This is a genomic window from Brevibacillus schisleri (assembly GCF_055685845.1).
Map to the genome: position 1 here is coordinate 4,986,168 of NZ_JBVNDM010000001.1, position 22,820 is coordinate 5,008,987.

23 protein-coding genes are annotated in these 22,820 nt (G+C 47.2%); 8 read left to right on the forward strand and 15 right to left on the reverse strand.

Translation table 11 applies throughout. The features are described from left to right. Positions 1-77: 77 nt before the first annotated feature. Complete coding sequence (fabF, locus tag ACUUHJ_RS23700) at positions 78-1,310, reverse strand: beta-ketoacyl-ACP synthase II (RefSeq protein WP_289674063.1); 1,233 nt, start codon at positions 1,308-1,310, stop codon at positions 78-80. 135 nt (positions 1,311-1,445) lie between these two features. Here fabF and ACUUHJ_RS23705 point away from each other — a divergent pair, with 135 nt between their 5' ends. Next, positions 1,446-2,309 (forward strand): helix-turn-helix transcriptional regulator, encoded by an 864-nt coding sequence (locus tag ACUUHJ_RS23705; protein WP_289674064.1) that lies wholly within the window; start codon positions 1,446-1,448, stop codon positions 2,307-2,309. A 246-nt stretch (positions 2,310-2,555) separates the two neighbouring features. Here ACUUHJ_RS23705 and cimA read toward each other — a convergent pair whose 3' ends face one another. From cimA to ACUUHJ_RS23740, 7 genes are all read right to left on the reverse strand, one after another. Next, complete coding sequence (gene cimA, locus ACUUHJ_RS23710) at positions 2,556-4,178, reverse strand: citramalate synthase (protein ID WP_472300075.1); 1,623 nt, start codon at positions 4,176-4,178, stop codon at positions 2,556-2,558. 119 nt (positions 4,179-4,297) lie between these two features. Beyond that, positions 4,298-5,137: an alpha/beta hydrolase gene (locus ACUUHJ_RS23715; protein ID WP_472300076.1), complete on the reverse strand. Its 840-nt coding sequence runs from the start codon at positions 5,135-5,137 to the stop codon at positions 4,298-4,300. Positions 5,138-5,240: 103 nt separating this feature from the next. Further along, positions 5,241-6,332 carry a YheC/YheD family endospore coat-associated protein gene (locus ACUUHJ_RS23720; RefSeq protein ID WP_472300077.1) on the reverse strand — a complete coding sequence of 364 codons (1,092 nt, stop codon included), beginning with the start codon at positions 6,330-6,332 and terminating at the stop codon, positions 5,241-5,243. Between the two features lie 117 nt (positions 6,333-6,449). Then, positions 6,450-7,643, reverse strand: coding sequence for a M20 metallopeptidase family protein (locus tag ACUUHJ_RS23725; protein WP_472300078.1), 1,194 nt, complete (start codon positions 7,641-7,643; stop codon positions 6,450-6,452). A gap of 75 nt (positions 7,644-7,718) precedes the next feature. Continuing rightward, positions 7,719-8,717 carry a histidinol phosphate phosphatase domain-containing protein gene (locus tag ACUUHJ_RS23730; RefSeq protein WP_472300079.1) on the reverse strand — a complete coding sequence of 333 codons (999 nt, stop codon included), beginning with the start codon at positions 8,715-8,717 and terminating at the stop codon, positions 7,719-7,721. 105 nt (positions 8,718-8,822) lie between these two features. Continuing rightward, complete coding sequence (locus ACUUHJ_RS23735; protein WP_289674072.1) at positions 8,823-9,299, reverse strand: dihydrofolate reductase; 477 nt, start codon at positions 9,297-9,299, stop codon at positions 8,823-8,825. Beyond that, entirely contained in the window at positions 9,296-10,090 is a 795-nt protein-coding gene (locus tag ACUUHJ_RS23740; protein ID WP_289674073.1) for a thymidylate synthase, read from the reverse strand. The genes ACUUHJ_RS23735 and ACUUHJ_RS23740 overlap by 4 nt, the downstream gene beginning before the upstream one ends. Before the next feature lie 107 nt (positions 10,091-10,197). Between ACUUHJ_RS23740 and pdxR (ACUUHJ_RS23745) the strand changes: the two genes are divergently transcribed. Continuing rightward, positions 10,198-11,637, forward strand: a complete 1,440-nt coding sequence (gene pdxR / locus ACUUHJ_RS23745) for a MocR-like pyridoxine biosynthesis transcription factor PdxR (protein WP_472301236.1) — start codon at positions 10,198-10,200, stop codon at positions 11,635-11,637. A gap of 117 nt (positions 11,638-11,754) precedes the next feature. Then, a complete protein-coding gene (locus ACUUHJ_RS23750) occupies positions 11,755-11,955 on the forward strand; it encodes a hypothetical protein (RefSeq protein WP_015892632.1) in 201 nt (66 codons plus the stop codon). A 116-nt stretch (positions 11,956-12,071) separates the two neighbouring features. On the opposite strand, the gene ACUUHJ_RS23755 is transcribed toward ACUUHJ_RS23750, so the two are convergent. After that, positions 12,072-12,278, reverse strand: a complete 207-nt coding sequence (locus ACUUHJ_RS23755; RefSeq protein ID WP_016743125.1) for a cold-shock protein — start codon at positions 12,276-12,278, stop codon at positions 12,072-12,074. 124 nt (positions 12,279-12,402) lie between these two features. On the opposite strand from ACUUHJ_RS23755, the gene ACUUHJ_RS23760 reads away from it, so the two are divergent. Further along, positions 12,403-12,882, forward strand: coding sequence for a hypothetical protein (locus tag ACUUHJ_RS23760; RefSeq protein WP_015892634.1), 480 nt, complete (start codon positions 12,403-12,405; stop codon positions 12,880-12,882). Between the two features lie 186 nt (positions 12,883-13,068). Further along, the gene (gene putP, locus ACUUHJ_RS23765; protein ID WP_289674075.1) at positions 13,069-14,532 is read left to right on the forward strand and encodes a sodium/proline symporter PutP; all 1,464 of its coding nucleotides are present in this window, start codon (positions 13,069-13,071) and stop codon (positions 14,530-14,532) included. Positions 14,533-14,660: 128 nt separating this feature from the next. Here putP and pdxR (ACUUHJ_RS23770) read toward each other — a convergent pair whose 3' ends face one another. Beyond that, positions 14,661-16,082 (reverse strand): MocR-like pyridoxine biosynthesis transcription factor PdxR, encoded by a 1,422-nt coding sequence (gene pdxR, locus ACUUHJ_RS23770; RefSeq protein ID WP_472300080.1) that lies wholly within the window; start codon positions 16,080-16,082, stop codon positions 14,661-14,663. Between the two features lie 114 nt (positions 16,083-16,196). Here pdxR (ACUUHJ_RS23770) and ACUUHJ_RS23775 point away from each other — a divergent pair, with 114 nt between their 5' ends. Beyond that, positions 16,197-16,766 carry a GNAT family N-acetyltransferase gene (locus ACUUHJ_RS23775; protein WP_289674077.1) on the forward strand — a complete coding sequence of 190 codons (570 nt, stop codon included), beginning with the start codon at positions 16,197-16,199 and terminating at the stop codon, positions 16,764-16,766. A gap of 339 nt (positions 16,767-17,105) precedes the next feature. Here the strand turns inward: ACUUHJ_RS23775 and ACUUHJ_RS23780 are convergent, their stop codons facing one another. The 4 genes from ACUUHJ_RS23780 to ACUUHJ_RS23795 form a co-directional block, all read right to left on the reverse strand. After that, on the reverse strand, positions 17,106-17,774 hold the full coding sequence (locus tag ACUUHJ_RS23780) for a PspA/IM30 family protein (protein ID WP_289674079.1): 669 nt from the start codon (positions 17,772-17,774) through the stop codon (positions 17,106-17,108). A gap of 1 nt (position 17,775) precedes the next feature. Next, positions 17,776-18,372, reverse strand: coding sequence for a hypothetical protein (locus tag ACUUHJ_RS23785; protein WP_472300081.1), 597 nt, complete (start codon positions 18,370-18,372; stop codon positions 17,776-17,778). Positions 18,373-18,512: 140 nt separating this feature from the next. Further along, on the reverse strand, positions 18,513-19,847 hold the full coding sequence (locus tag ACUUHJ_RS23790; protein ID WP_472300082.1) for a sensor histidine kinase: 1,335 nt from the start codon (positions 19,845-19,847) through the stop codon (positions 18,513-18,515). A 10-nt stretch (positions 19,848-19,857) separates the two neighbouring features. Beyond that, positions 19,858-20,529, reverse strand: a complete 672-nt coding sequence (locus tag ACUUHJ_RS23795) for a response regulator transcription factor (RefSeq protein WP_064201164.1) — start codon at positions 20,527-20,529, stop codon at positions 19,858-19,860. 159 nt (positions 20,530-20,688) lie between these two features. On the opposite strand from ACUUHJ_RS23795, the gene ACUUHJ_RS23800 reads away from it, so the two are divergent. After that, entirely contained in the window at positions 20,689-21,246 is a 558-nt protein-coding gene (locus ACUUHJ_RS23800) for a hypothetical protein (protein ID WP_289674081.1), read from the forward strand. Between the two features lie 166 nt (positions 21,247-21,412). On the opposite strand, the gene ACUUHJ_RS23805 is transcribed toward ACUUHJ_RS23800, so the two are convergent. After that, positions 21,413-21,595 carry a hypothetical protein gene (locus tag ACUUHJ_RS23805; protein WP_289674082.1) on the reverse strand — a complete coding sequence of 61 codons (183 nt, stop codon included), beginning with the start codon at positions 21,593-21,595 and terminating at the stop codon, positions 21,413-21,415. Between the two features lie 159 nt (positions 21,596-21,754). Here ACUUHJ_RS23805 and ACUUHJ_RS23810 point away from each other — a divergent pair, with 159 nt between their 5' ends. Next, positions 21,755-22,819 (forward strand): hypothetical protein, encoded by a 1,065-nt coding sequence (locus ACUUHJ_RS23810; protein ID WP_472300083.1) that lies wholly within the window; start codon positions 21,755-21,757, stop codon positions 22,817-22,819. Position 22,820: the final 1 nt, after the last annotated feature.

The following is a 22,820-nucleotide window of genomic DNA, read 5'->3' on the forward strand; positions in this document are numbered from 1 at the left end:
GTTTCATTTTTTTCTATCGAAATAAAAAAAACCTGCTCTCACAGTCTACCTGAGACTACGAGAACAGGCTCTATCCATTACATTTTTTTCAGCACAATGACTGCGTTATGACCGCCAAAGCCAAAGGAATTGGACATGCCGATGTCGAGCGTGGCTTTGCGTGCTGTATTTGGCACATAGTCCAGATCGCATTCAGGGTCACGCTCTACCTGATTAATCGTCGGGGGAATGATTCCTTCCTGCAAGCTCTTAATCAGGGCGATCGCCTCCGCACCCCCGGCTGCACCAAACATATGCCCCGTCATCGATTTGTTCGCGGTGATCGGTACACGGTACGCATGGTCGCCAAACAGCTTTTTGATCGCCAGTGTCTCGGAGCGGTCTCCGAGTTCTGTGCTGGTTGCGTGCGCGCTGATGACATCCACGTCTGTCGGTTGCACCCCTGCTTCCTGAAGGGCCCATTTCATCGCACGGTAGGGACCGATTCCTTCTGGATGTGTCGCCACCATATGATAGGCGTCAGAGCTTGCCCCATAGCCAATCACCTCGGCATACATGCGAGCGTTTCTTTTCTTGGCGTGTGATTCTGATTCCAATATCACTATCCCGGCACCCTCTGCCATGACAAACCCATCCCGCTTGGCATCAAATGGCCGACTCGCTCCTGCTGGATCATCATTTCTTGTAGACAATGCCGTCGCATTGCTAAAGCTGGCGAGAGATATGTCTGTCACCGCGGCCTCAGACCCTCCTGCGATGACGACATCCGCTCCGCCCGCCCGAATGAGCCGGAAAGCCTCACCGATGGACGTATTCCCAATCGAGCATGCAGTAACAGGTGACATTGTCGGACCGTATAGACCGTACTTGATGCTGATCATCGCTGCTGCCATGTTAGAAATGAGCATGGGAACAAGCGTCGGGCTGACCCGCTCAGGGCCTCGTTCACGAAGAACGTTATGCTGCTCAAGAAGCGTCCCTACCCCACCGATGCCAGAGCCTACATAAACCCCGATTCGCTCGCGGTCCAACTCGTCCAGCTGAAGTTCTGCATCCTCTAGTGCTTCTTCTACAGCAGCAAGGGCAAATTGGCAAAAGCGATCCATTCGCCGCGCTTCTTTGCGCCCAAACAGCTCCACCGGATCAAAATCTCGCACCAAACCTGCGATTTTCGTTTTATTTCGTGCTGTATCAAAAGTATCAATTGGAGAGATACCAGACTTTCCTTGCACGAGACTGTTCCAAAACTGATTCACTGTATTCCCTATCGGGGAGATTACTCCCATACCTGTGACAACGACTTTTTCCATGATTAGCCTCCTATTCGAGTGCCTTATGGAAACCATCTTGTCATACGTATTATCCTATTACAAGTTGTTGTTTATCCTAGTATAATGAGTACTAGTCTAACAAACTTACCCAGTTGAGGAAAAGGAGGGTGTTCCATGAATCAGCAAACGCGTTTGCAGGCACTGTCTACTTTCTTGAAAGCGCAACGCGCCAAAATTTTACCACAATCGGTCGGGCTGGCCCCTGGGACGCGCAGAAGAACACCTGGGCTACGAAGAGAAGAAGTGGCTCAGCTTGCCGGGGTTAGCTCCACCTGGTATACATGGCTGGAACAAGGCCGCGATATTAAGGTCTCGCCTTCTGTTCTGGATGCGGTTGCAAGAGCCTTGCAGCTTACCGTCGATGAGCACAAATATTTGTATGCGCTGGCACTAGAGACAGGGACTGGAGTCGGGCAAATCCCGCAAAAAGATGAACCGCCGCAGATCAATCCAGCCCTGAAACGAATCTTAAAAGAGTTGCGCTCGTGCCCAACCATCATTTCAGATCGGCGCAGTCATATTGTCGGCTGGAACGAGGCAGCTACACATGTCTTTCTTGATTTTGAACAAATCCCTTATGAAGAACGGAATTTAATCCGCCTCGTGTTTACGCGTAAGGAATTACGACGGCTGGCTGTCAACTGGGAGCATTTCGTCAGCGGCTTTCTCGCGATTTTCCGCGCCAATTACGGTCAGTATGTAGAGGACGAGTGGTACGAGCAGTTTTTAAGCGAGATGCGGCAGGTTCATCCCGACTTTCACGACCTGTGGGAGCAGAGCCGCGTCAGTTCAGCTCCGGAGGTATTACTGGAATTTCGTCATGCGAAGGTAGGGAAAATGCTCTTTCATCTGACTTCGCTGCAAGTTTCCGGGAATGCGGATTTGCGGTGCAGCATTTACACACCTGACCCGAATTCTGCCACGGAGACAAAGCTGCGGCAGTTGATTGATCGGCCGGTTTCATCTTCGAAGCCGTGACCGAAGGTCTTTGTGGTTTGAGTCAACATGGTGGAGGAGAAGAAAAAGCACAGTTCTCTTCGACTCTGACACACCAGCAAGGGGATTCAATGGCCGTCTCCACTTCCAAAAGGGTAGGCGTTGTCAAGGTCTACGAGCCCTGTACTTTTTCTTCTCGCCAGCTTTGTTGGTTGATCGGTACCTTTTAAAACTTGCATACCAAAGGAAAACCAGCCCGACGGCATCTGCCCGGGCTGGTTCCCTTTGTTAATGATTCACAATTCCTACACGCGTCCCGGAGGAAGCAAGGCTTCCGACTTCCTCACAACCTTCTTTCCACAGTAAGTAACGAATACTGTCTGCCAGTGCTTCCCAGCTCGCTTCGATGACGTTGGTGGAGACGCCGACTGTGCTCCACTTTTCGCCGTTGCTCGAGGATTCGATTAGGACACGTACTTTTGCAGCAGTCGCGCCGTTTTCGTCCAAGACACGCACCTTGTAATCTTCCAGCTGCATTTTTGCTATGCACGGATAGTAGCTCTCCAATGCTTTTCGCATCGAATTGTCCAGTGCATTCACCGGACCGTTTCCATCAGCAGCCGTATGGACAGACTCCCCGTTCACTCGCAGCTTCACGGTTGCCTCCGATGTGATCGATTGGATGGCTGCCTTTTCCAGCATGATTTTGAAGGAGTCTAGCTTGAACAGGTTTTTTAGCTTGCCGGAGGCTTCCAGCAGCATCAGCGTGAGCGAAGCCTCTGCTCCCTCGTATTGATAGCCTTGGAATTCGCGCTCTTTGATGTGTGTAATGATTTCTCTCGCCTTTTCGCGATCCAGCGATAGATCGATCTCGAGCTCTTCCATTTTCGCGAGCAAATTGCTTTGTCCTGCGAGCTCTGAGACGAGTACGCGACGTTTGTTGCCGATGTTTTCTGGCTCGATGTGCTCGTACGTTTTCGGATCGCGCATAACGGCGCTTACGTGAATACCACCCTTGTGAGCAAACGCACTGTACCCGACAAACGGCTGGTTGTTCGGCATCGTCATGTTGGCAATTTCCGCTACATAGCGAGACAGCTGTGTCAGCTCCTGCAATTGATCACTGCTCACACAATGATGGCCCAGCTTGAGCTGCAAATTCGGAACCACAGAGATCAGGTTGACGTTCCCGCAGCGCTCACCGATACCGTTAATTGTTCCTTGTACTTGCTGTGCGCCCGCCTGTATCGCAGCTAGTGCATTGGCAACTGCCACTCCACTGTCATTATGCGGATGAATGCCTACAGGCGTCCGTAGATGGCCCACAGTCGTTTTGACAATATCATAAACTTCATGCGGCAGTGTCCCGCCGTTTGTATCACAGAGAACAATCCAGTCAGCCCCAGCCTCTTCTGCTGCTTCCAGAACATGCAATGCGTAGCGAGGATTCGCCTTGTACCCATCGAAGAAATGCTCTGCCAAAAAGAGAGTCGTCAGTCCGTTTTCTTTTAAAAATGCAACCGAATCAGCGACCATGCGCACGTTTTCTTCCAACGTCGTCTTGAGAGCATCCGTCACGTGCAAGTCCCATGATTTCCCGAAAATCGCGGCTGCCGAGGCTCCACTTAAGATCAACGCTTGCAGATTGTCATCATCTGCCGCTGCTACATTCGGTCTACAGGTACTGCCAAAAGCCGTTACCTTTGCGTGCTGTAGCGAAATCTCCCGGATACGCTCAAAAAAAGCCATGTCCTTTGGATTGCTGCCCGGCCAACCGCCTTCAATAAAATCGATACCAAACTGATCCAGCCGCAGTGCGATCTTTATCTTGTCTTCTACCGACAGGCTGATCCCCTCTCCCTGCGTTCCATCTCGCAGGGTCGTATCATACAGATACACCTTGCTATTCATGTTTCTTCTCCACCTGTTCTGTTATTTTTCTGAATAATCACATCATTCGAACCGTTAGAACGATTCCCAGTATACCACAGCCCAAATGGAAAGAAAACGCGGGAAAATTGAGGTTTTTTCTATGTCCGTGGGGTGCGGACAAATGCGACAGTTTGCTTGATCGCAGCTTCCAACGGAGCCGATGTACCCGCAAACGGATGACGCGTGTTAAATGTATGATCGCCGCCTTCTATCCAGTGCAGCTCGCTGTTTTTGGCAGCCTGATGAATTCTTTTTGCACCCTCTACCAGACGGACATAATCTTTTTCTCCTGTGATGATGCACAGTGGTTGCTCCATCGTAGAAACCAATTCCAAAATATCGTATCGCTGGCGATTGTTGTCCACATCCTCGATCACGACTCTGGTGATGGGCATGTCTTGACCGGTTCGTGCATTTGCTATGTATCCGACGCCTGTCTCTTCTATTTGTCTGCGCAGCTTCTCGTCGAACAAATCGACATGAGCGATTCCGTTCCAGGTCACAATCCCTGCCACATGCGGGTTGTTTGCTCCGAATAAGATCGCGTCACCGCCGCCCTTGCTGTGTCCCAATACGTACAGCTTCGTTTTGTCCACGTAATCGGGTAACGGGAGCTTGCCTGACAAAATCCGTTCCGTCAATGCTTGCAAATCAGCCAGCTCGCGCGCATATGTATTGCGTCCGAATTTCTCCAGCTCGTCGAACTCCATCAAGCTCTCCCCTACGCCGTTGCAGCTAAAATTAAAGCGGATTGTGGTAATGCCTTGCTTAGCCAGCTCGTCGGCCACGTAGGGAAAGCTTCCCCAATCCTTGAAGCCTTTAAAGCCGTGGCAAAATAGCACTAGTGGCTGTGCTGAGCCTGCCGATTCCTCCGTATGAATGTCGCCGCGCAGCGTTAACTCCTCGTCGAGTGCGATGGAAAATGATTGTTTTTGCATGTGCGTTTCACCTCTTGTGCCATTTTTTTATTATTATGCCGTGTCCCCCTCTTAAAAGAAACGGAAATAACAAAAAAAGACCTTCCTTAATGGAAGATCCTCTTTAGTTAACTGCATTGCCCTTATTAACAAGATACAACGCATACTCCAACGGCCGTCGAACCGCCGTCGCATATCGCTTGTGCTGACCCATCTGCTTGAAAATTTCTCTCCCTGGCTTCGGATTGATTTCGATAATCCAAACCCTGCCATGAACATCAATCCCCAGATCAAAGCCAAACTCCATCATCAGGCCGAAATGCTCTTCAATGCGTGTAACTGTCTTAATCGCGAGCTCCTTGCATTCCTGTACAATCCGCTCTGCCATTTCCTGACCAAATCGTTTGACCAGGAAGGAGACGGCAGGCAATGCTGTTCCTCCCCCATGCAAATTCGAGGTGGACGATTGGATCGGCCCAACCCGAATGCCCATCCCGGTCAAACACCACTGACCCTTCCCGTCCTTTTGCACAAGCATGCGAGCATCTACTGTTCGCTTGGGAACCAGTGACAATTGTAGCCCCTGTTGAAGAAAAAACTGCTCGTTTCCGCTCTTCTCATTCTTCATCCAATGCTCCAGCCGCTCGCACACCTCTGTGAGCGTCGCCAGTTTTTCACAGCTTTTGGCTTGCTGCTTGGTCCTGCCATGCAAAAGGTAACGACCTGCGCGTTTCTCCACACGCAGTATGCTTCTGCCACCTGTGCCGTTTGTCGGCTTGAGATAAACTAGACGATGATTGGCAAGCATGGTGGCAAGCGTTTTTCTGTCGTAGGGGAGTGTTTCGGGAAGCCAGCGCTGTAGCTGTGGATCTTGTATCAAAATCTGATGAACGACATATTTGTTCGAGAAGCGGTTATTCGCATAACTGAACCAATTTTGCTTGCGAAATGGCAAATAGGCACGATGCTTAGGCAATGGATAGTAGCGATAACGATCGATGACGATGTCGGGCCAGGCAAAACGCTTTCGTCTCCACTTCGTGCTATCTGGTACATAACCGTTAATCCGCTTTTCTTCAAAATGGACATCTTGTGGGCTAAATAAAAAAACCTCTGCCCCCATTTCTCTTCCTGCCTCAACCAGCCTTCGCAAATAGCCGGGCTCGACAAAGCCTGATTCTCCTCGGTAGGTCAGTACGCCTATCCGTTTTCTCACCGAAAGGCCCCTCCCTCCCTTATTCGATTTTCTAGCTAGCCTCGTATAGCTTATGGTTGAAAGCAAAAAAAGCGCCTTTGTCCTATGTAGGCAAAAGCGCATCTTTCATGCGTTTTCTTATCGTTGCTGTGTTTCCAAATAGTGCAGCGCTGTTCGTCCCAAGAGCTCGCCTGCGATTAGCATGGCATCCTCGTCGATATCGAAGCGGGGATGGTGGTGGGGATATGTTGCCAGTTTTTCCGGATTGCCTGCCCCTACGAACAAGTAAGCGCCGGGCACCTTTTCCAAATAGTACGAAAAGTCCTCGCCCCCCATCAACGGCTTCATCGATTCCACACGGCCAGCTCCAAACGCTGCAATGGCTGCTTCCCGTGCAATCGCTGTTTCCTTTTCATGGTTAATGACGGCTGGATATCCTCGCTCGTAGACAACTGTAGCGCTTCCTCCCATCATAACAGCCGTCCCCTCCGCAATTTCTGTCAGGCGCTGCTCCGCACGGTCGCGGACGTCTGGCAAAAAGGAGCGGACAGTCCCTGTCAAACGACAGCTATCTGCGATGATGTTCGTACTGTCTCCGCCGTGGAACGTCCCCACGGTCACGACCACACTTTCTAACGGGCTAACGTTGCGGCTGGCAATCGTTTGGAGATGACCGACGATTTGTGAACCGATCACAATAGAGTCGACAGTTTCTTCCGGAACAGCACCGTGTCCCCCTTTTCCTTTAATCGCAATGGAAAAGTCGTCCGTATTCGCCATGAGTGGACCCGCACTAATGAACACCTTTCCTACAGGGAACATCGACCAGAGATGAACGCCAAAGATCGCATCGACGCCCTCTACAGCACCATCCTGAACCATTTGGATAGCTCCGCCCGGATTTTCCTCCTCCGCATGCTGAAAAACAAAGCGAATTTCACCAGCAAACTGCTCACGATGAGCTGCCAAAACAGAAGCGAGTCCTAGTAGCTGAGAAGTGTGCGCATCATGCCCACACGCATGCATGACGCCAGGTACAGTCGATTTATAAGGTACATCTTTTTGATCTTGAATCGGCAGCGCGTCAAAATCCGCACGCAACGCGACGACCTTACCCGGGCGCCCACCGCGCAAAACGCCCATGACTCCCCTACCACCGACGCCTGTGCGAACCTCATCGAAGTGAAGTCCTCTCAATATTTCGGCAATAAGGGCTGGAGTCTTCTCTTCTTGAAAGGAAAGCTCGGGATGCTGGTGCAGATGACGCCTCCAGCTAATGATTTGCGGCTCCATTTCTTTTAGCAGCTCTTTTAATTGTTCCTGCAAGGCCATGGTTCTTACTCCTCCCCCTGGATTCATCATTCTTGTCCCATCATAGCAGAATCATGGGTCAAATGGGGAGCTTGACTAATCCAGAGCGAGCATGCTACGTTTTCGCTTTTCAAAAACCGCAAAGCTCGTATAGCCTACCCGTTGCAACTGCGCTCGAGCCTCGTCCAAATGCTGACCGACTTGATCAGGCGCAGTAGCGTTAGACGCCAAGCTGATGGGTACCTCATTCTCGAACAAAATTTCCAGAAAACGATAGCTGGGCGAAAATTCACGGAGTTGACTCACCAAACCGTAGCCTGTATTGATTTCCGTCGCAATCCCCATCCGTCCAAGAGCCCGGGCCACACGCTGATAATACGGCAATAGGGCAGTCTCATCCGGTCGCATACCAAACGCTTTGATGCCATCGATATGGGCGATAACATCGAATAATTGCGATTCGATCACCTGCTCAAGCTTATCAAAATAAAGGCTGTACAATCCGATTAGCTCCTGTCTTCCAAAGCGTTCTTGTGCACCCTGGATTGAATAGCCCCAGCCTTCCAGAAAATGCACGGCTCCTATGCACACATCCCACGGATATTGATTGATGATAGGCCGCAGTGTCTCTTCTCCACCCGAAAAATAATCCAATTCAATCCCGACACGCAGCTCAATTCCATCCTCCGCCCAACGAAGCCGCTCTTTTTGCAGGAAAACAACAAAGCTGTCCAGTGAATCGTTTGCGACCTGACTCAGCCATTTGCGCTGCGCTGCTCCCAAACGATCAGAGCCGATGTGCACATGCTGTTCGTAGTACGACCGGTACTCATGAAAACGATATAAGTGCTCGACCACGCAAACTTGCTGAATCCCAGCCTGTTTGGCACGGAGTCGATACAATTCAAGCCAATCCCGTGAATACGGGCCTTGTTGTAGGCGTTCTGCCAACCCAGTGGTCAGCATACTTGCCCATTTTCGGCTCCCCATCACTTCGGCATGCTCCACGAGGGGGCGCAATGATTCTGCTTGCTTGAGCAGCCAGTCCAGCGAATACGGCCCTTCCTCCAGATGGACGTGAAAGTCTACCTTCACCCGATCACCTCCTTAGGTTCGTCCCTGCTATTTCCTATCGTTATATATGCGTTTAGTTCCAAAAAAGAACAAAAAAATGCCTCAGCATCGAGGCATTTTCGTTTATCAGCTATTTTTCCGCTCATACACGTAAAACGCATGCGGATGAACGTTCTTCTCATCCACGATACCCTCACGCTTGTCCACCAAGGTGTAAGCATCACGATCCCATGCCGGGAAAAACGTATCACCCTCTGTTTCCAAATCGATCTCTGTAATGTACAGACGATCAACGACATCGAGGAACTGGCGATAAATTTCCGAGCCGCCAAAGATGATGACATCACCCATGGCGAGAACTTCTTCCTTCGTATGAACGACATCTACACCTTCAGGGTGAAAGTCCTTGCTGCGTGTCAGAACGACATTTCTGCGGTTAGGCAGCGGCTTGCCGATCGATTCGAACGTTTTGCGTCCCATTACAATCGTTTTGCCTGTCGTTAATTCCTTCACATTTTTCAAGTCGGCAGGAAGATTCCACGGCATGTCGCCATCTTTTCCGATGACTTGGTTGCGGGCATAGGCAACAATCAGGCTGATCATACGGCCACCTCGCCTTTGATGTGCGGGTGGGATTCGTAGCCAACGATTTCTATATCTTCGTATTTGAAGTCAAAAATCGAAGTCACATCTGGATTGAGCACGAGCTTTGGCAGTGGTTTCGGCTGGCGAGTGAGCTGTAGCTTGACCTGCTCGATATGGTTGAGATACAGATGAGCGTCTCCGATCGTATGAACAAAATCGCCCACTTCAAGCCCTGTGACATGCGCCACCATATGCGTCAGCAACGCGTAGGAAGCGATATTAAACGGCACACCCAAAAACGTGTCGCCACTGCGTTGATACAGCTGGCAGGACAGCTTGCCATTCGCTACGTAAAACTGGAACAGCAGGTGACAAGGCGGCAATGCCATCTTGTCCAATTCAGCCGGATTCCACGCGCTAACGATCAAGCGGCGGGAGTCCGGATTGCGTTTGATCTCATCAATGACCCATTGAATCTGGTCCACTGTTTTGCCGTCGCGTCCAGTAAAGGAACGCCATTGGCTTCCGTATACCGGGCCTAAATCTCCGTTTTCATCGGCCCATTCGTTCCAGATCCGCACACCGTTTTCCTGCAAGTAGCGGACATTGGTATCGCCTGATAAAAACCAGAGCAATTCGTGGATGATCGATTTCATATGCAGCTTTTTCGTCGTGACCATAGGAAAGCCTTCACTCAGGTCAAAACGCATCTGATGCCCAAAAACACTGGTCGTTCCGGTGCCTGTCCGATCCTCTTTTGTGACACCCTCATCCAAAATGCGCTGGCACAAATCCAGGTATTGTTTCATCGTCCATCTCTCCTTCCATCTCATCTATTTTACCTGACCCAGACGAAAAGGAAAGATCGGAATGTCATGATATAATAAATGGATAAATGTAGAAAGCGGGATTCGTGATGGATGGCAAATCTTCTATTCCTACAAAGCCTTTATATAAACAAATAGCAGAGCAAATCGAGCAACGAATCAGCAGTGGTGAATTCGGCCCCGGCAGCTATTTGCCCTCGGAGCGCACACTGGCCAAAGAACTGAACGTCAACCGCTCGACCGTCGTCGCTGCGTACGATGAGCTGCAAGCAGCAGGGATGATCGAGCGCATACAAGGAAGTGGCACCATCGTCAGCCAAGATATTTGGGGACTGGCACGGACCCGCGTTCCGAACTGGCGTCATTTGACGGAATCAGGTTCATTTCGTCCGAATTTACCGTTGATTCGCAAAATCCGTCGTGAAACACAGGAAAATGACTTGATCGATTTGGCGAGTGGCGAGCTCTCGACCGATCTCGTCCCCAATCAAACGCTCCAGCAGCTCATGACCCCCGATGACTTCCCGACTCATCTCGGCTATGAGCACCCGCAGGGTAATTGGGCTTTGCGAGAGACATTGAGTCTCCACATGAAAACATGGCGAAGCATCGAAGCACCTGCTACCTCGATCATGATTACGTCAGGCGCGCAGCAAGCCCTTCATCTCGTCGTTCAATGCTTGTTAAAGCCAGGAGATGCAGTTGCCATTGAGGAGCCGTCTTATTGTTATTCCTTGCCGCTTTTTCATTCTGCTGGCTTGCGTACGTTTTCGCTGCCTGTCGACCGAGACGGAATCGACCCGAAGCACTTAGCCCAGCTCCACCGCCAGCACCGCATCAAAATGGTTTTTCTCAATCCGAATTATCAGAACCCGACAGGGACGCTACTTTCATTGGAGCGGCGCCAGGAATTGCTCGCGTTCTCCTATGAAAAAGGGATTCCGATCATCGAGGATGATCCATACAGCCTGACCAGTTTTACGAGAGAGCCCGTCCCAACCTTAAAATCACTGGATCAACACGGAACAGTACTCTATATCAGCTCTTTGACCAAAATCGTAGCCTCAGGTCTGCGAATCGGCTGGATCGTCGGGCCCCCTACCGTCATGGAAAGATTGGCAGATGCGAAACAACAGTTTGATTTTGGGCACAGCATTTTTCCGCAATGGCTGGCAAATCGCTTTCTCGGATCGCCTCAGTTTGCGAGTCACATCGATCTGTTGCGAACAGAGCTATCCTTGCGGCACGATCAGCTTGTCTTCTCGCTCCAAGACAAGTTCAGTGATCAAGTAGAAATGGTCGGGTCAGAGGGAGGCATTCACCTGTGGTGTAAATTTAAAGGGAAATGGAGCGGCGAACATTTTCTCACAGAATCAGTGAAACGGGGAGTAGTTTTCGTTCCGGGCCATCTGTTCGGCGCAGAGCAAGGGTATGTCCGCTTCACCTTTGGCAGAGCTACCCTGGATCAGATCACGGAGGCAGTCTCTCGCTTAGCGGATGCATTCACAGCAAGTGGATGGTCAAAATAATCCCCAAGTGGATGGCAACATTTTTGTGCGGGCGGTATATGATCGAAGTAAGCTACCGTATGCATCCTCGTGTATATCCGGCAGGATGACTGGGCCATACAGAAAGGACTGGCTGTTATGAGTATTTTGCCTTTCATTATTGCTATTATTGTACTTGTTCTCATAGGTCTCGTCGTTACCATAAAAATCGGTATGAACCCATCCGAATCCAAAGTTCGGGACTTTAAACAACGCTCCCGCAATCTGTTGATCATTTACGGCATGATTACCATCGCCTTGGTGATTGCATTGTCAGTCTTTCTCTACAACAACCTTTGATCCATCCCGAACGATACGTGACATAAATAAGACGCCGTCTGCCTTGTACAGGTTTGACGGCGTTTTTGAATCGAAGGAAGTCCTTCGTCATGTGTTTTTAGAAGATGATACCTCTTTTACACGACTTTCCTCGCCACATTGGCGGCTTGCAGCCCACGCTGTCCATTCACGATTTCAAAAACCACCTGCTCGCCTTCCTCCAAGTTCCGGTAACCTGACCCTGTGATCGCAGAGTAGTGTACAAATACATCAGGTCCTCCATCACGCTCAATAAACCCATAGCCCTTTTCTTTGCTGAACCATTTTACTTTCCCTTGAATCATTGTGTTTCCTCCCTGTAATCAGTGCAGCTCTTACGCTTACCCCATCATATGCGGATGCGAAGTCAGTGGATATACGGTAAAATAAATAAAGTATGAATCGTCACGCCAGAAAGGAGTGAATCACATGAAAAAAGTATGGATGATCGCATGCGCGTTACTGCTCACTGCCTGCTCCGATCTATCCGAAGGGGTCCAAACCGCTCAGCAAGCAGTAGAAACAGGTCAACAAGCGATTGAGACAGGAAAACAGGCTGTCGAAGCGGGCCAACAAGCTCTCGAAGCCGGCAAGCAACTGGCTGAGTCTGAAGTCGCCAAACAGCTGCAAACATACCTCCAGCAAAAATACGAATCCTCTGAAGCATTGCGTAATGCCATGTTCAGTGGAGATGGTCAGTTGCTGGTAAATGAATTGCAAAAAACCGAGCTTGCGAACTTCAGCTTTTATAAATCTGACATGTTTGGTGTTGAATATACAGGCACACTCTCTGCCGATGGTACTTTCAAAGTGCTCAAGCACGATTTGAACAACCAAGGTGCGGAGCCCACTGTCGTAAAGGAATTCAAAGTAACACTCGACGGAAACGGTCAGGTTCAAGTTCAGTAATTAGGAAAACATTTCAAGAAAAGCCTGCGATCCATCATCGCGGGCTTTTTCGTGTTATTAAAAAACTTTTTATTGGGTTTCTACAAAATTTTCTGTGTTTCCTTATAGATTTTTATAATTGGGCATGATAACGTGTAAGATGTTCATATAATTTTCACAAATACTAAACACAACGAGGTGATGCCAATGAATATGCTGCTCGCATCTATTATTGTGTACATGGCAGGTATGCTCCTGATCGGCTATTATGCCTACAAACGTACCTCCAATCTGACAGACTACATGCTCGGCGGTCGGTCGCTCGGTCCAACTGTAACCGCTCTCAGCGCGGGTGCATCCGATATGAGTGGCTGGTTGATGATGGGCTTGCCTGGCGCCATGTTTGCCCAAGGTCTTAGCGCATCCTGGATTGCCATCGGTCTGACTCTCGGGGCTTATGCCAACTGGCTGTATGTCGCTCCCCGCCTTCGTTCGTATACAGAGGTTGCCAACAACTCGATTACGATTCCTGCTTTTTTGGAAAATCGCTTCGGGGACGGGTCTCGGATGCTTCGTCTTGTCTCGGCCCTTGTTATTATGATCTTTTTTACTTTTTACGTCTCATCCGGTCTCGTATCTGGAGGCGTGTTGTTTGAAAACACCTTCCACCTGAGCTATCAAACGGGGCTATGGATTGTTGGATTGGTCACCATTGCCTACACATTGTTTGGCGGCTTCCTCGCTGTAAGCTGGACGGACGCTGTACAAGGACTCATCATGGTCATCGCGCTCATCCTCGTTCCGCTTGTGACCGTTCTTACAGCAGGCGGATTGGGAGAAACATTTACCGAGATTCACGCTGTCGATCCCTCTTTGCTCGATATTTTTAAAGGGACCAGCCTGCTCGGCATCATTTCTTTGTTTGCTTGGGGTCTCGGCTATTTCGGACAACCGCACATTATCGTTCGCTTTATGGCAATCACGTCCACGAGTGAGATCAAAAAAGCGCGCAGCATCGGTATGGGCTGGATGATTTTCTCCGTCGCTGGCGCCATGCTGACAGGTCTAGTCGGTATTGCCCTATACTCCAAGCAAGGCTGGACGTTGAGCGATCCTGAGACGATCTTTATCCAGCTCGGTACGATCCTGTTCCATCCACTCATTACCGGCTTTTTGCTGGCGGCGATTTTGGCGGCGATCATGAGTACGATTTCCTCTCAGCTGCTCGTCACCTCCAGCTCCTTGACCGAGGATATTTACAAAACCTTTTTCAAGCGTTCTGCAACCGACAAAGAGCTGGTCACCTTTGGCCGCCTGTCCGTCTTACTTGTATCTGTCATTGCCTTTTTGCTCGCCTTGAATAAAAATGACACGATCCTCGATCTCGTTGGATATGCGTGGGCCGGATTCGGCGCTTCGTTTGGGCCTGTCATTCTGCTCTCCCTCTATTGGAAGCGCATGAACAAATGGGGTGCTCTCGCCGGTATGGTCGCTGGCGCACTTACCGTTATCATCTGGACTCGTTTTGATGTGCTGAAGGACTTCCTCTACGAGATGGTTCCCGGCTTTGCCATTAGCCTGCTCGCTATCGTGGTTGTCAGCCATTTGACTAGCAAGCCTTCGAATGAGGTCAGCGCTCAGTTTGATGAGTACCAAAAAAGCATGAAATAATCCTTGCCGAAAAAAAACAAGCAGCCTATGCGCTGGACAATTGCCCTGTCCCACGCCATAGGCTGCTTTTTTCTGTTGAAACTATTTGGGACCCTCATCGGAACGAGAAGATCCGGCAAAAGCGCCAATCATAAAGAAAACCAAGCTTCTGCTAGACGACTGATTCCTTCTGCAATGTCTTGTTCCTCCACTCCACCAAATCCAACGATGATTCGCGGACGCACATTCGTCGGATCATTGGCCCAGTTATGGCCGCTCGGATAAACGCGAACATCGGACGCACGTGCTTGCTCGATCAGCTCCTTTTCCGTTCGGGAAGTATCTACCTCTAGCAAAATATGCAGCCCCGCTGACTGTCCCAAAACTCGTACTTCCCGAGGCATGTAGGTCTGTATCGACCGAAGCAATGTATCGTGCTTGCGGTGATAGACGGTGCGCATTTTTCGGACATGCTTTTCCCAGTAGCCCTTTTGCATGAACAACTGCATGCTCCGCTGCAAATGGCGGGAAACCGGAGAAGGATACGCCTGGAATGCTTCCAAATATCGCCCGAGCAATTGCCGCGGAAGTACCGTGTAATCCAAGCGAAGTGCTGGAGAAAATGCTTTGGAAAAATTCCCGATATAAACCACACATCCGTCCCGATCCATCCCTTGCAAAGATGGCGTAGGGTGTACATTATAGCGGAATTCACCATCGTAATCATTTTCGATGATGATTCCGTTCCTTTTCTTTGCCCATTGCAACAATTGCTGGCGCTGACCTACTGGCATGACCATCCCATACGGAAATTGATGCGCAGGCGTCGTGTACACGACCGTTGCTTTGCTTTTTTCCAAGGCTTCAATGGACAGCCCGTCTTCCGCTAGCGGGATGGACACGACCTCATAGCCGTGCTGGGAAAAGACTATTCGTGCATCTGCATAGCCAGGCTCCTCGATCGCAACCACACGATGTCGATCTGCCAAGAGCAGACATAAAAAGCTGAGAGCCTGCTGTAATCCGGTGCCGATGATGATTTGCTCAGGCCGACAAATGAGCGTACGTGCCCTGCGCAAATATTTACTGAGCTCTTCTCGAAGCTCCCACTCTCCTTGATCATCCCCGTAAAAAGAAAAGTCCTCCGGATAGACATCCAGCGCTTCCAGCATGCAAGAGCGCCATGCAGCGTAAGGAAACGACTTCGTATCGATGACCGAACCGTGAAAATTGTAGCGACAAGTGAGATGCTCCCCTTTTTTCTTTTTCAAGATAGATGAGTACAAGGTAATCTCCTCATCCTGCTCCACTGGCTCTGACCATCTCTCGATCTCGGCAGCATAAAAGCCACTTCGCTCCCGGCTCACGATGTAGCCTTCTGCGAGTAGTTGCTGATAGGCAGCCTCAATCGTATTTTTTCCGACGCCGCTTGCCTTCATCAACTGACGGATAGACGGCATCTTGGTTCCGGATGGTATCTCTCCTGATGCAATCCGTCTGCTCAATTGCTTGTATAGCTGCTGATACAGAGGTTCTTTGCTCTGTGCATCCATGACCGGCATGTACTCCATCAGCGGCCCTCCAATCTGTTCCTATCCAACTCTCCTAAACTGTCACTATGTATAGGAGCAGTTTTCTTTTACAATGATTGTACCAGATTCACCCAAACGAAAGGAGAACAAGTCATGCGTATTCATTTGCAAGGAGAAAAGGTCGTTCTTCGAGATATTCGAGCAGAAGATTTGGATACGATTTACTATTGGAAATACGAAGCAGAGGATCGGGAACATCTCCATTGGAATGGCCCCTACAAACCGCTTGATCCGTACACAAAAGAAGAGTATCGTGCCCTCCCACGCTACCAGGAGTCTCTCGCTCTCGTCGGGACAGATGCACCAAGAACCGAGCTGATCATTGAGATTGACGGCGAGCTAAAAGGCAGTGTCGGTCGCTACTGGATATCTGAGGAGACGAACTGGTGCGAAATCGGAATCGTCATTTACGACTCCCGCTACTGGCAGAATGGCTATGGTCGGGAAGCGTTTCGGATGTGGATCGACTACTTGTTTACCCATATGGATACAGTCCGTTTAGGCATTGGTACGTGGTCTGGCAATGAACGGATGATCAAGCTGGCTGCTCACATGGGCATGGTGGAAGAAGCGCGGGTACGCAAAGCAAGGATTGTTCGTGGTGAATATTACGATGCGATTAAGATGGGGATTTTGCGCGAGGAATGGGAGATTCCGGAATAAAAATTTTGAATAACGGTTGTTTTCAACATGAGCATCTTCCATCTGTATAGGAAGCTCCCTATTAGGAGGAAACTGTATGCCCAATATGGAAGATATCACTGTCCAAAAGTCGAATGCGGAACGAAAGAGCTATGTCGTTGTTGGTGTCGGCTAAAATTTGTAAAAGTGCAGAACCTTGAAGAATCCCACAGTAGTCTCTGCCACCGTAGCCAATAATAGGTGGAACATTACATTTTAAAACAACCAGAAATACTTGACTGTATCTGTTGCCGGGTACCGAAAAAACAAACTCCCTTCTCATTTGAACAAAAAAGGGAGTTTGTCTGGTTTCACATCCTCTTAATTCACTTCTTTCGCTTTTTTCAGCTCTGCTAATTGAGCCTCGACTGTTTCTGCCAGAAGATGATCAATATATGGCTTCCTGTCGACAGCTTTCGTACCGTAAACGTACGAACTCGCAGCTACTTCAGCTTCCAGCTTCTGGACAAACTCTTCTACCCTCGCAAATCCTTTCATTGCATAATCGCTATGAAACCCTAACAGCATTTCCTGTCCTTGCTTGATAGATTTTGCAGCGTGGGCTCTGGATGTTAACACCAGCTTTTTGTATTGGAACTCTTGATAGGTGTTTTTAAGTTTATCTATTTGCTCATACAGGATCGCTGTCTGTTTTTTTGTCGCGTCATATTGATCCTGGTACAGATTGCGCTTATTTTCATGAATTACTCTTTCCTGTAGGGCAAGCTTTGCCATGTTATCTTCATTACAATCAACAGCAAGGTTGGCTTGTTTCGTGCGCTTTTCTATGTTTGCTTCTTCTTCTGCGATGAGAAGATCATACCTTTTCTCAAGAAAGAGTTGATAGGAAAGTGCCTGGTTGGCTTTTTCGATTTGCTTGTCCATGTCTCTTATATATTGATCTAACAAAGTGATTGGATTCTCTACTTTATTTAATACCTCATGCACATCTGCAACAACAATATCTCTTACCCGTTTAAAAATACCCATCTTATTTTTCCTCCTTCGACATCTGTTTTTCCCATTTATCTAAAATGGCTGAATTACTATTCTCACCTGAATATGGGGAGTGAAGTGGTACATCAACGAAAACGATATTCCCTTTACGCGGTCTGATTCGTATACATAACCAGTAAATGACGAACGCAATGACAAGTAATGGCAAGATGGGAAGAACCCCAACAAAGATCAGAAGCCAGCCTGTCCATTTTCTCCAGATACTCTCATTTGCATGTTTGCGAACAAACCAACCACTGATGACAAGACCTGCTGCAATCAGGAAGAATATCCAACCATCTGCTTGATGTCTTCGCTCACCGTGTTCTCGTTTGATATCCTCTTTGTGGAATCGCCTTCCTTCAGATTTAGGTTGTAATCGCTCCGAATGTTCGCTTTGTCCTACCAATTCCTTCTCGCCTCTGTCTTGCAAGCTTACAAAGATTTGATGAACATGCGGATAAGCGAGCATCTCCTTATTCATCCAGCCTGTTGCATGTAAAGCCCGAAATCCACCAGCAAGAATGACAGCTGAAACAGTAGCAACGATCAGCCACCTCCAGATTTTCCGCTTCTTTTTTTTTTCTTCCATCCATTCTCCTCCTTTTTCGATGATGAGATGTTTTGTTTACAGGTACGATTATGGATCTCCAGTCTTAACTTTTCCTTAAGAACTACAAGAGCAGGAAAAAAGAAAAAAGAGTACCAATGGAATCGGTACCCAATACTTTGTTATTTTTGATTCTTAGGGAACGTAATTTCAAAGCAAGTTCCTTCCCCTGCTTTGCTGCTGACCGTAATTTTTCCATGATGCTTGTCAATAATCCACTTGGCAATAGATAGCCCTAAACCATAGCCTTCTGCCATCGTCCGTGCTTTGTCGCTTTGGTAAAACCGCTCAAAAATATTTGGAATTTCCTTCTCGTCCATTCCAATCCCATCATCTTTCACCTTCAGTTTAATTGTGGAGGCAGTTTGTTCACATATAAGTGAGATTTCGCCTCCTGCTTCTGTATATTTCATAGCATTGTCTAAGAAAATGAGAATCAACTGATGGACCCTTTCTTTATCTCCTGTGAAACTGATATTTACTGGCGTATGAAGAGTGATCGCTTTTTCTTGATATACAGTAATTTCTTCATAGTTAGCTACAATATCTCGCAGAACTTCATCAAGCAAAAAGGGCTGTTTCTTCATTTCCATCTGATTGGAATCAGATCTCGCTAAGGTAAGTAAATTGGTGACCAGTTTGGATAATCTTCTAGACTCATTTGAAATCATGGAAATATCAATACTTTTTTCTTGAATCGTTGCAGCAGGTGAGCGAAATAATAAATCTGTTTTTGCTTGTATGACAGCAAGTGGTGTTCTTAATTCATGAGAAGCATCTGAAACAAACTGTTGTTGTTTTGTCCAGGAATTTTGTATTGGGACCAATGCTCGACCTGCAAGAAAATAACCGGCAATCACAGCAGATACGACCCCGATACAGCTTCCGATGATAATAATGACGAGCAATCTGTCCAAAAGCTCCTGCTCTGAATTTACATTGCGGAGATACTGTACCGTTATTACCCCATTCGGGGAATGAACTTTCAAGGTTTTCACGTGAAAAGCAAAGCGATCAACATGAATTTCCTGAATCTCTCCATCATCAAAGTGCCTTGGCTTCTTGACGAAATTCGCTTTTTGGAAGAAATCTACTCCTGGCCCAGTATTAATCAGTTCATTTTTATCATTCCAGACAAGCGTAATGACACGCGGATCATTTTCAAACAAAAATTCCTCGAGAGCCGGTCCTTTTTCAGGTCCTTTTTCAGGTCCTTTTTCAGGTCCTTTTTTTGCTCCAGCGCCAGGCTGACTCCCGGGCTTACTTCTAGGCTCATCGCTTCTTTCAGGCCTAAGCTGCGGGTTTAACTTCTCAGCTGTTTTTAACAGGGATCGATCAACATCCTTATATAATTGTACATAGGTGAAAAAGTAGATCACAGTAGCTAGCAAACCGATAAGCATTATGAAAACAACTGAATTCATAATGGTAAGGCGCATATGCGTTCGTCTGAACATATTCTTCCCCTTACTGTTCTTTTAACATATACCCAACGCCTCTAATGGTTTGAATATCTTTATGGTATCCGAAGGGCTCCAGCTTTTTTCGAAGATGATGCACAAAAACCTCAACAACTAATATTGTTGTATCTGACTCGAATCCCCATATGCGATCATAAATCTGCTCTTTTGTCAGAATGATGCCCTTGTTTTGTACGAGGTATTCCAATAATTCGTATTGTTTTAATGTCAATTTTACAGGCACCAGATCTACTAGGGTTTCCTGTTCTTTACCAACTAACTGGATGCCACGGTACTTTAAAGTATGATCAGTCGTCAAACTGCCGCTCCTTCTTAACAGCGCTCGAATGCGTGCTTTTAATTCAGCCATTTGAAAAGGCTTGGTCAGGTAATCATCTCCTCCCAACTCCAGACCTTGCACTCTATCCTCCAATGAATCCCTCGCTGTCAAGAATAATACTGGCGTTTTAATCCCCTCCTTGCGCATGCTTTCTATAATTTGAAAGCCATCCATTCTTGGTATCATCACATCTAGCACAATAGCATCATAAATATTTTGCATTGCTAGAAAGAGTGCTTCCTCCCCTTCAGATACTCCATCTACTTTAAACTCATCCACTAATATTTGAATAATCGATTCTTTCAACGGGAGATTATCTTCTACAACTAACAAACGCAACATCACTTCACCCCACATCAATACATCTATTTTCATACTGAGGATCAATTATGTCTTACAACCCTTAACTCTTCCTTAAAATTCACATCCTCGCAACTTAAGGATTTGTTAAGTTTTCTACACTACTATTTATCCAACTTAAAGACAGAGGTGACTTTTGTGAAAAAAATAAAACCTTGGCTACCCGCGGTCCTTTTCGTAACGGTTATTGCAATGCTTATTCTTTATTCATTCTATACCACACCACAAAAAATGCACCAAGTTCCTCCTATCGGTGGCGGTCATCCGAATATGGCGAGCGGTGATTATCGAGATATCTTTCATTTACTTGGCCCGCTCGTCAAACATATCTTCCATCTGTTTACAGGGTGGGCAGCATTAGTATTTAGTATATTACCTGGCAGTTATTATTTGTTAACGGAACAACTCACACATAAAGGAATGTTGAATGGAATTGCTGCTTTCCTTCTTTTACTGGTACTAGCTGTTTATGGTTGGCTTTTCCAACGTGTTCGTACAGAGTTCATGAAAGAAATACATTCGTACCTAAGCTTTATTGGTCTTATCGTTTTGTTCATTCATACAGGTGGTCATTCTATAATCACCGTGACCGGTACGATACTCGTCTTGATCGCGGTTTGGCTCATAGTTTTTTTCACCAGACATGCGGATCCTCACACAAAATCAACCGTCATTCATTTAGACGATCAGCTATGAGGGGAAAAAGGAGATTTGATTAATGAAACTACAAGAGGAGAATCTGATGACTCCTTTACTCCATTTAATCATGTGACATGCTCTATTTAACAACAGAAAAAAGGCAATCCCCTCGTCGTTACAAGATCCGGGAACTGCCCTTTTCATTTTTCACTCTCAAACCTCTCTATTCCAACTCAGCCGCCACACGACTCACTTTTGCAGCCAGCTCGTCGAGATCGACGTTCATCTCAAGAGCCGCAAACCGTCCAAAGACATCGAGTATACAGATGAGATCATGCTTGATGGTTTCACGCTCCTTCAAGAAGACACTCACAGTTCCATGCAGGCGTTCATTGATTGGCGGCATGATTTTATCGGTCGCCTAATTATTTATTTAAAAACAATATTTTACATATATTCAATGTTGCGCTAAGCTTCAAACTGTAAATATTTACAGAATATACCTTTCCACAACCTTAAGGTACTAGAAATTAATTCATTTGAGAGGAGTGAAGTTTGTAACTACTTGGCACCAGTAGTACAAACGAAATACGTGATGAAAAAATTACTTTGGGTTAAATTACTACTGATTTTTGGTTTATTCTTTTCCAACTCTAATAGTGCGTTTGCCAATGATGGAATAATAGAGAAGCAACAAATTCAGCAAAGTGACATCGAGGCATTCATTACTGGTATCACTGAAGAAGATTTTGAAGAAAAACCGCATAGAATCCAGATGGTAGAAGAAATAAAAGATTATATGAATGAACATGATGTATACTATTTCGAAGATGTTGCATCAATAATTGATAAACATCAGCCTACACGAACATCTAACATGAAAGCAAAACAATCAGAGGATATTGACTATAACGACTTGCAGGAAGACTTTGCAAGAATAGATGCGCTTGCACAAGAATACTACGAATACTATCAAATCCATCAAAGCTTCCCAGAGGAAAGTATGGGCTTGCGAAGCTCTATGTCAGAAAGTGCTGCAATAAAGGCTCTAGGCAACGCTGGACTTAAAATGACGGAACGGCAATTAGCAGCTCGATTGGTAACATTAGGAGCTCTGGCAGCAATCGACGGCCCTCTGCCTGTGGGAGACTTTGTGGCGTTAGTTACAGGTGCCATTATTGTGAGTGAGTATTTAGAAAACTATATAGAAAACCAAGCAGCATTAGAGAGAAATATTAGAGAGAATGAAGGACGTTCTTATGCCCGAGTTATCACAGACAGTGTAACAATGACTAGTGAAATTGCATATGAAATTAAAAAGAATAATGTTAAACACTTTCGAGCACGATTGAATAGTTCTGGAGGAGTCCTCGTTACCACACCACTATCCCTTACAGCAGCTAAACTGGCGGCCAAAAATGAAGAAGAAACTTTTAGTGTTCGGAAGAGCCTTGCAAAAGAAGTAGTAACGCAAACTGGTTATGAAACTATGCAACATGATCGACATCATATTTCTAGCCGGGGAATTCGTCCAGCCAATCTCCCTCACTATCACATGCTAAAGAAAAAAAACAATAATTGGGAACAAATGGACGGGCATCATTTCTATCCGTGGAAATCGATGGGTTAAT

Excerpts from the sequence above, each read along its gene's own strand:
- ACUUHJ_RS23775 (WP_289674077.1), top strand. The coding sequence starts at position 16,197 with ATGCGTATTCATTTGCAAGGAGAAAAGGTCGTTCTTCGAGATATTCGA.
- ACUUHJ_RS23755 (WP_016743125.1), bottom strand. The coding sequence starts at position 12,278 with ATGATTCAAGGGAAAGTAAAATGGTTCAGCAAAGAAAAGGGCTATGGG.
- ACUUHJ_RS23705 (WP_289674064.1), top strand. The coding sequence starts at position 1,446 with ATGAATCAGCAAACGCGTTTGCAGGCACTGTCTACTTTCTTGAAAGCG.
- ACUUHJ_RS23715 (WP_472300076.1), bottom strand. The coding sequence starts at position 5,137 with ATGCAAAAACAATCATTTTCCATCGCACTCGACGAGGAGTTAACGCTG.
- ACUUHJ_RS23805 (WP_289674082.1), bottom strand. The coding sequence starts at position 21,595 with ATGCCGCCAATCAATGAACGCCTGCATGGAACTGTGAGTGTCTTCTTG.
- ACUUHJ_RS23790 (WP_472300082.1), bottom strand. The coding sequence starts at position 19,847 with ATGTTCAGACGAACGCATATGCGCCTTACCATTATGAATTCAGTTGTT.
- cimA (WP_472300075.1), bottom strand. The coding sequence starts at position 4,178 with ATGAATAGCAAGGTGTATCTGTATGATACGACCCTGCGAGATGGAACG.
- putP (WP_289674075.1), top strand. The coding sequence starts at position 13,069 with ATGAATATGCTGCTCGCATCTATTATTGTGTACATGGCAGGTATGCTC.
- pdxR (WP_472301236.1), top strand. The coding sequence starts at position 10,198 with ATGGATGGCAAATCTTCTATTCCTACAAAGCCTTTATATAAACAAATA.
- ACUUHJ_RS23785 (WP_472300081.1), bottom strand. The coding sequence starts at position 18,372 with ATGGAAGAAAAAAAAAAGAAGCGGAAAATCTGGAGGTGGCTGATCGTT.
- ACUUHJ_RS23780 (WP_289674079.1), bottom strand. The coding sequence starts at position 17,774 with ATGGGTATTTTTAAACGGGTAAGAGATATTGTTGTTGCAGATGTGCAT.
- ACUUHJ_RS23760 (WP_015892634.1), top strand. The coding sequence starts at position 12,403 with ATGAAAAAAGTATGGATGATCGCATGCGCGTTACTGCTCACTGCCTGC.
- ACUUHJ_RS23735 (WP_289674072.1), bottom strand. The coding sequence starts at position 9,299 with ATGATCAGCCTGATTGTTGCCTATGCCCGCAACCAAGTCATCGGAAAA.
- ACUUHJ_RS23740 (WP_289674073.1), bottom strand. The coding sequence starts at position 10,090 with ATGAAACAATACCTGGATTTGTGCCAGCGCATTTTGGATGAGGGTGTC.
- pdxR (WP_472300080.1), bottom strand. The coding sequence starts at position 16,082 with ATGGAGTACATGCCGGTCATGGATGCACAGAGCAAAGAACCTCTGTAT.
- ACUUHJ_RS23725 (WP_472300078.1), bottom strand. The coding sequence starts at position 7,643 with ATGGCCTTGCAGGAACAATTAAAAGAGCTGCTAAAAGAAATGGAGCCG.
- ACUUHJ_RS23750 (WP_015892632.1), top strand. The coding sequence starts at position 11,755 with ATGAGTATTTTGCCTTTCATTATTGCTATTATTGTACTTGTTCTCATA.
- fabF (WP_289674063.1), bottom strand. The coding sequence starts at position 1,310 with ATGGAAAAAGTCGTTGTCACAGGTATGGGAGTAATCTCCCCGATAGGG.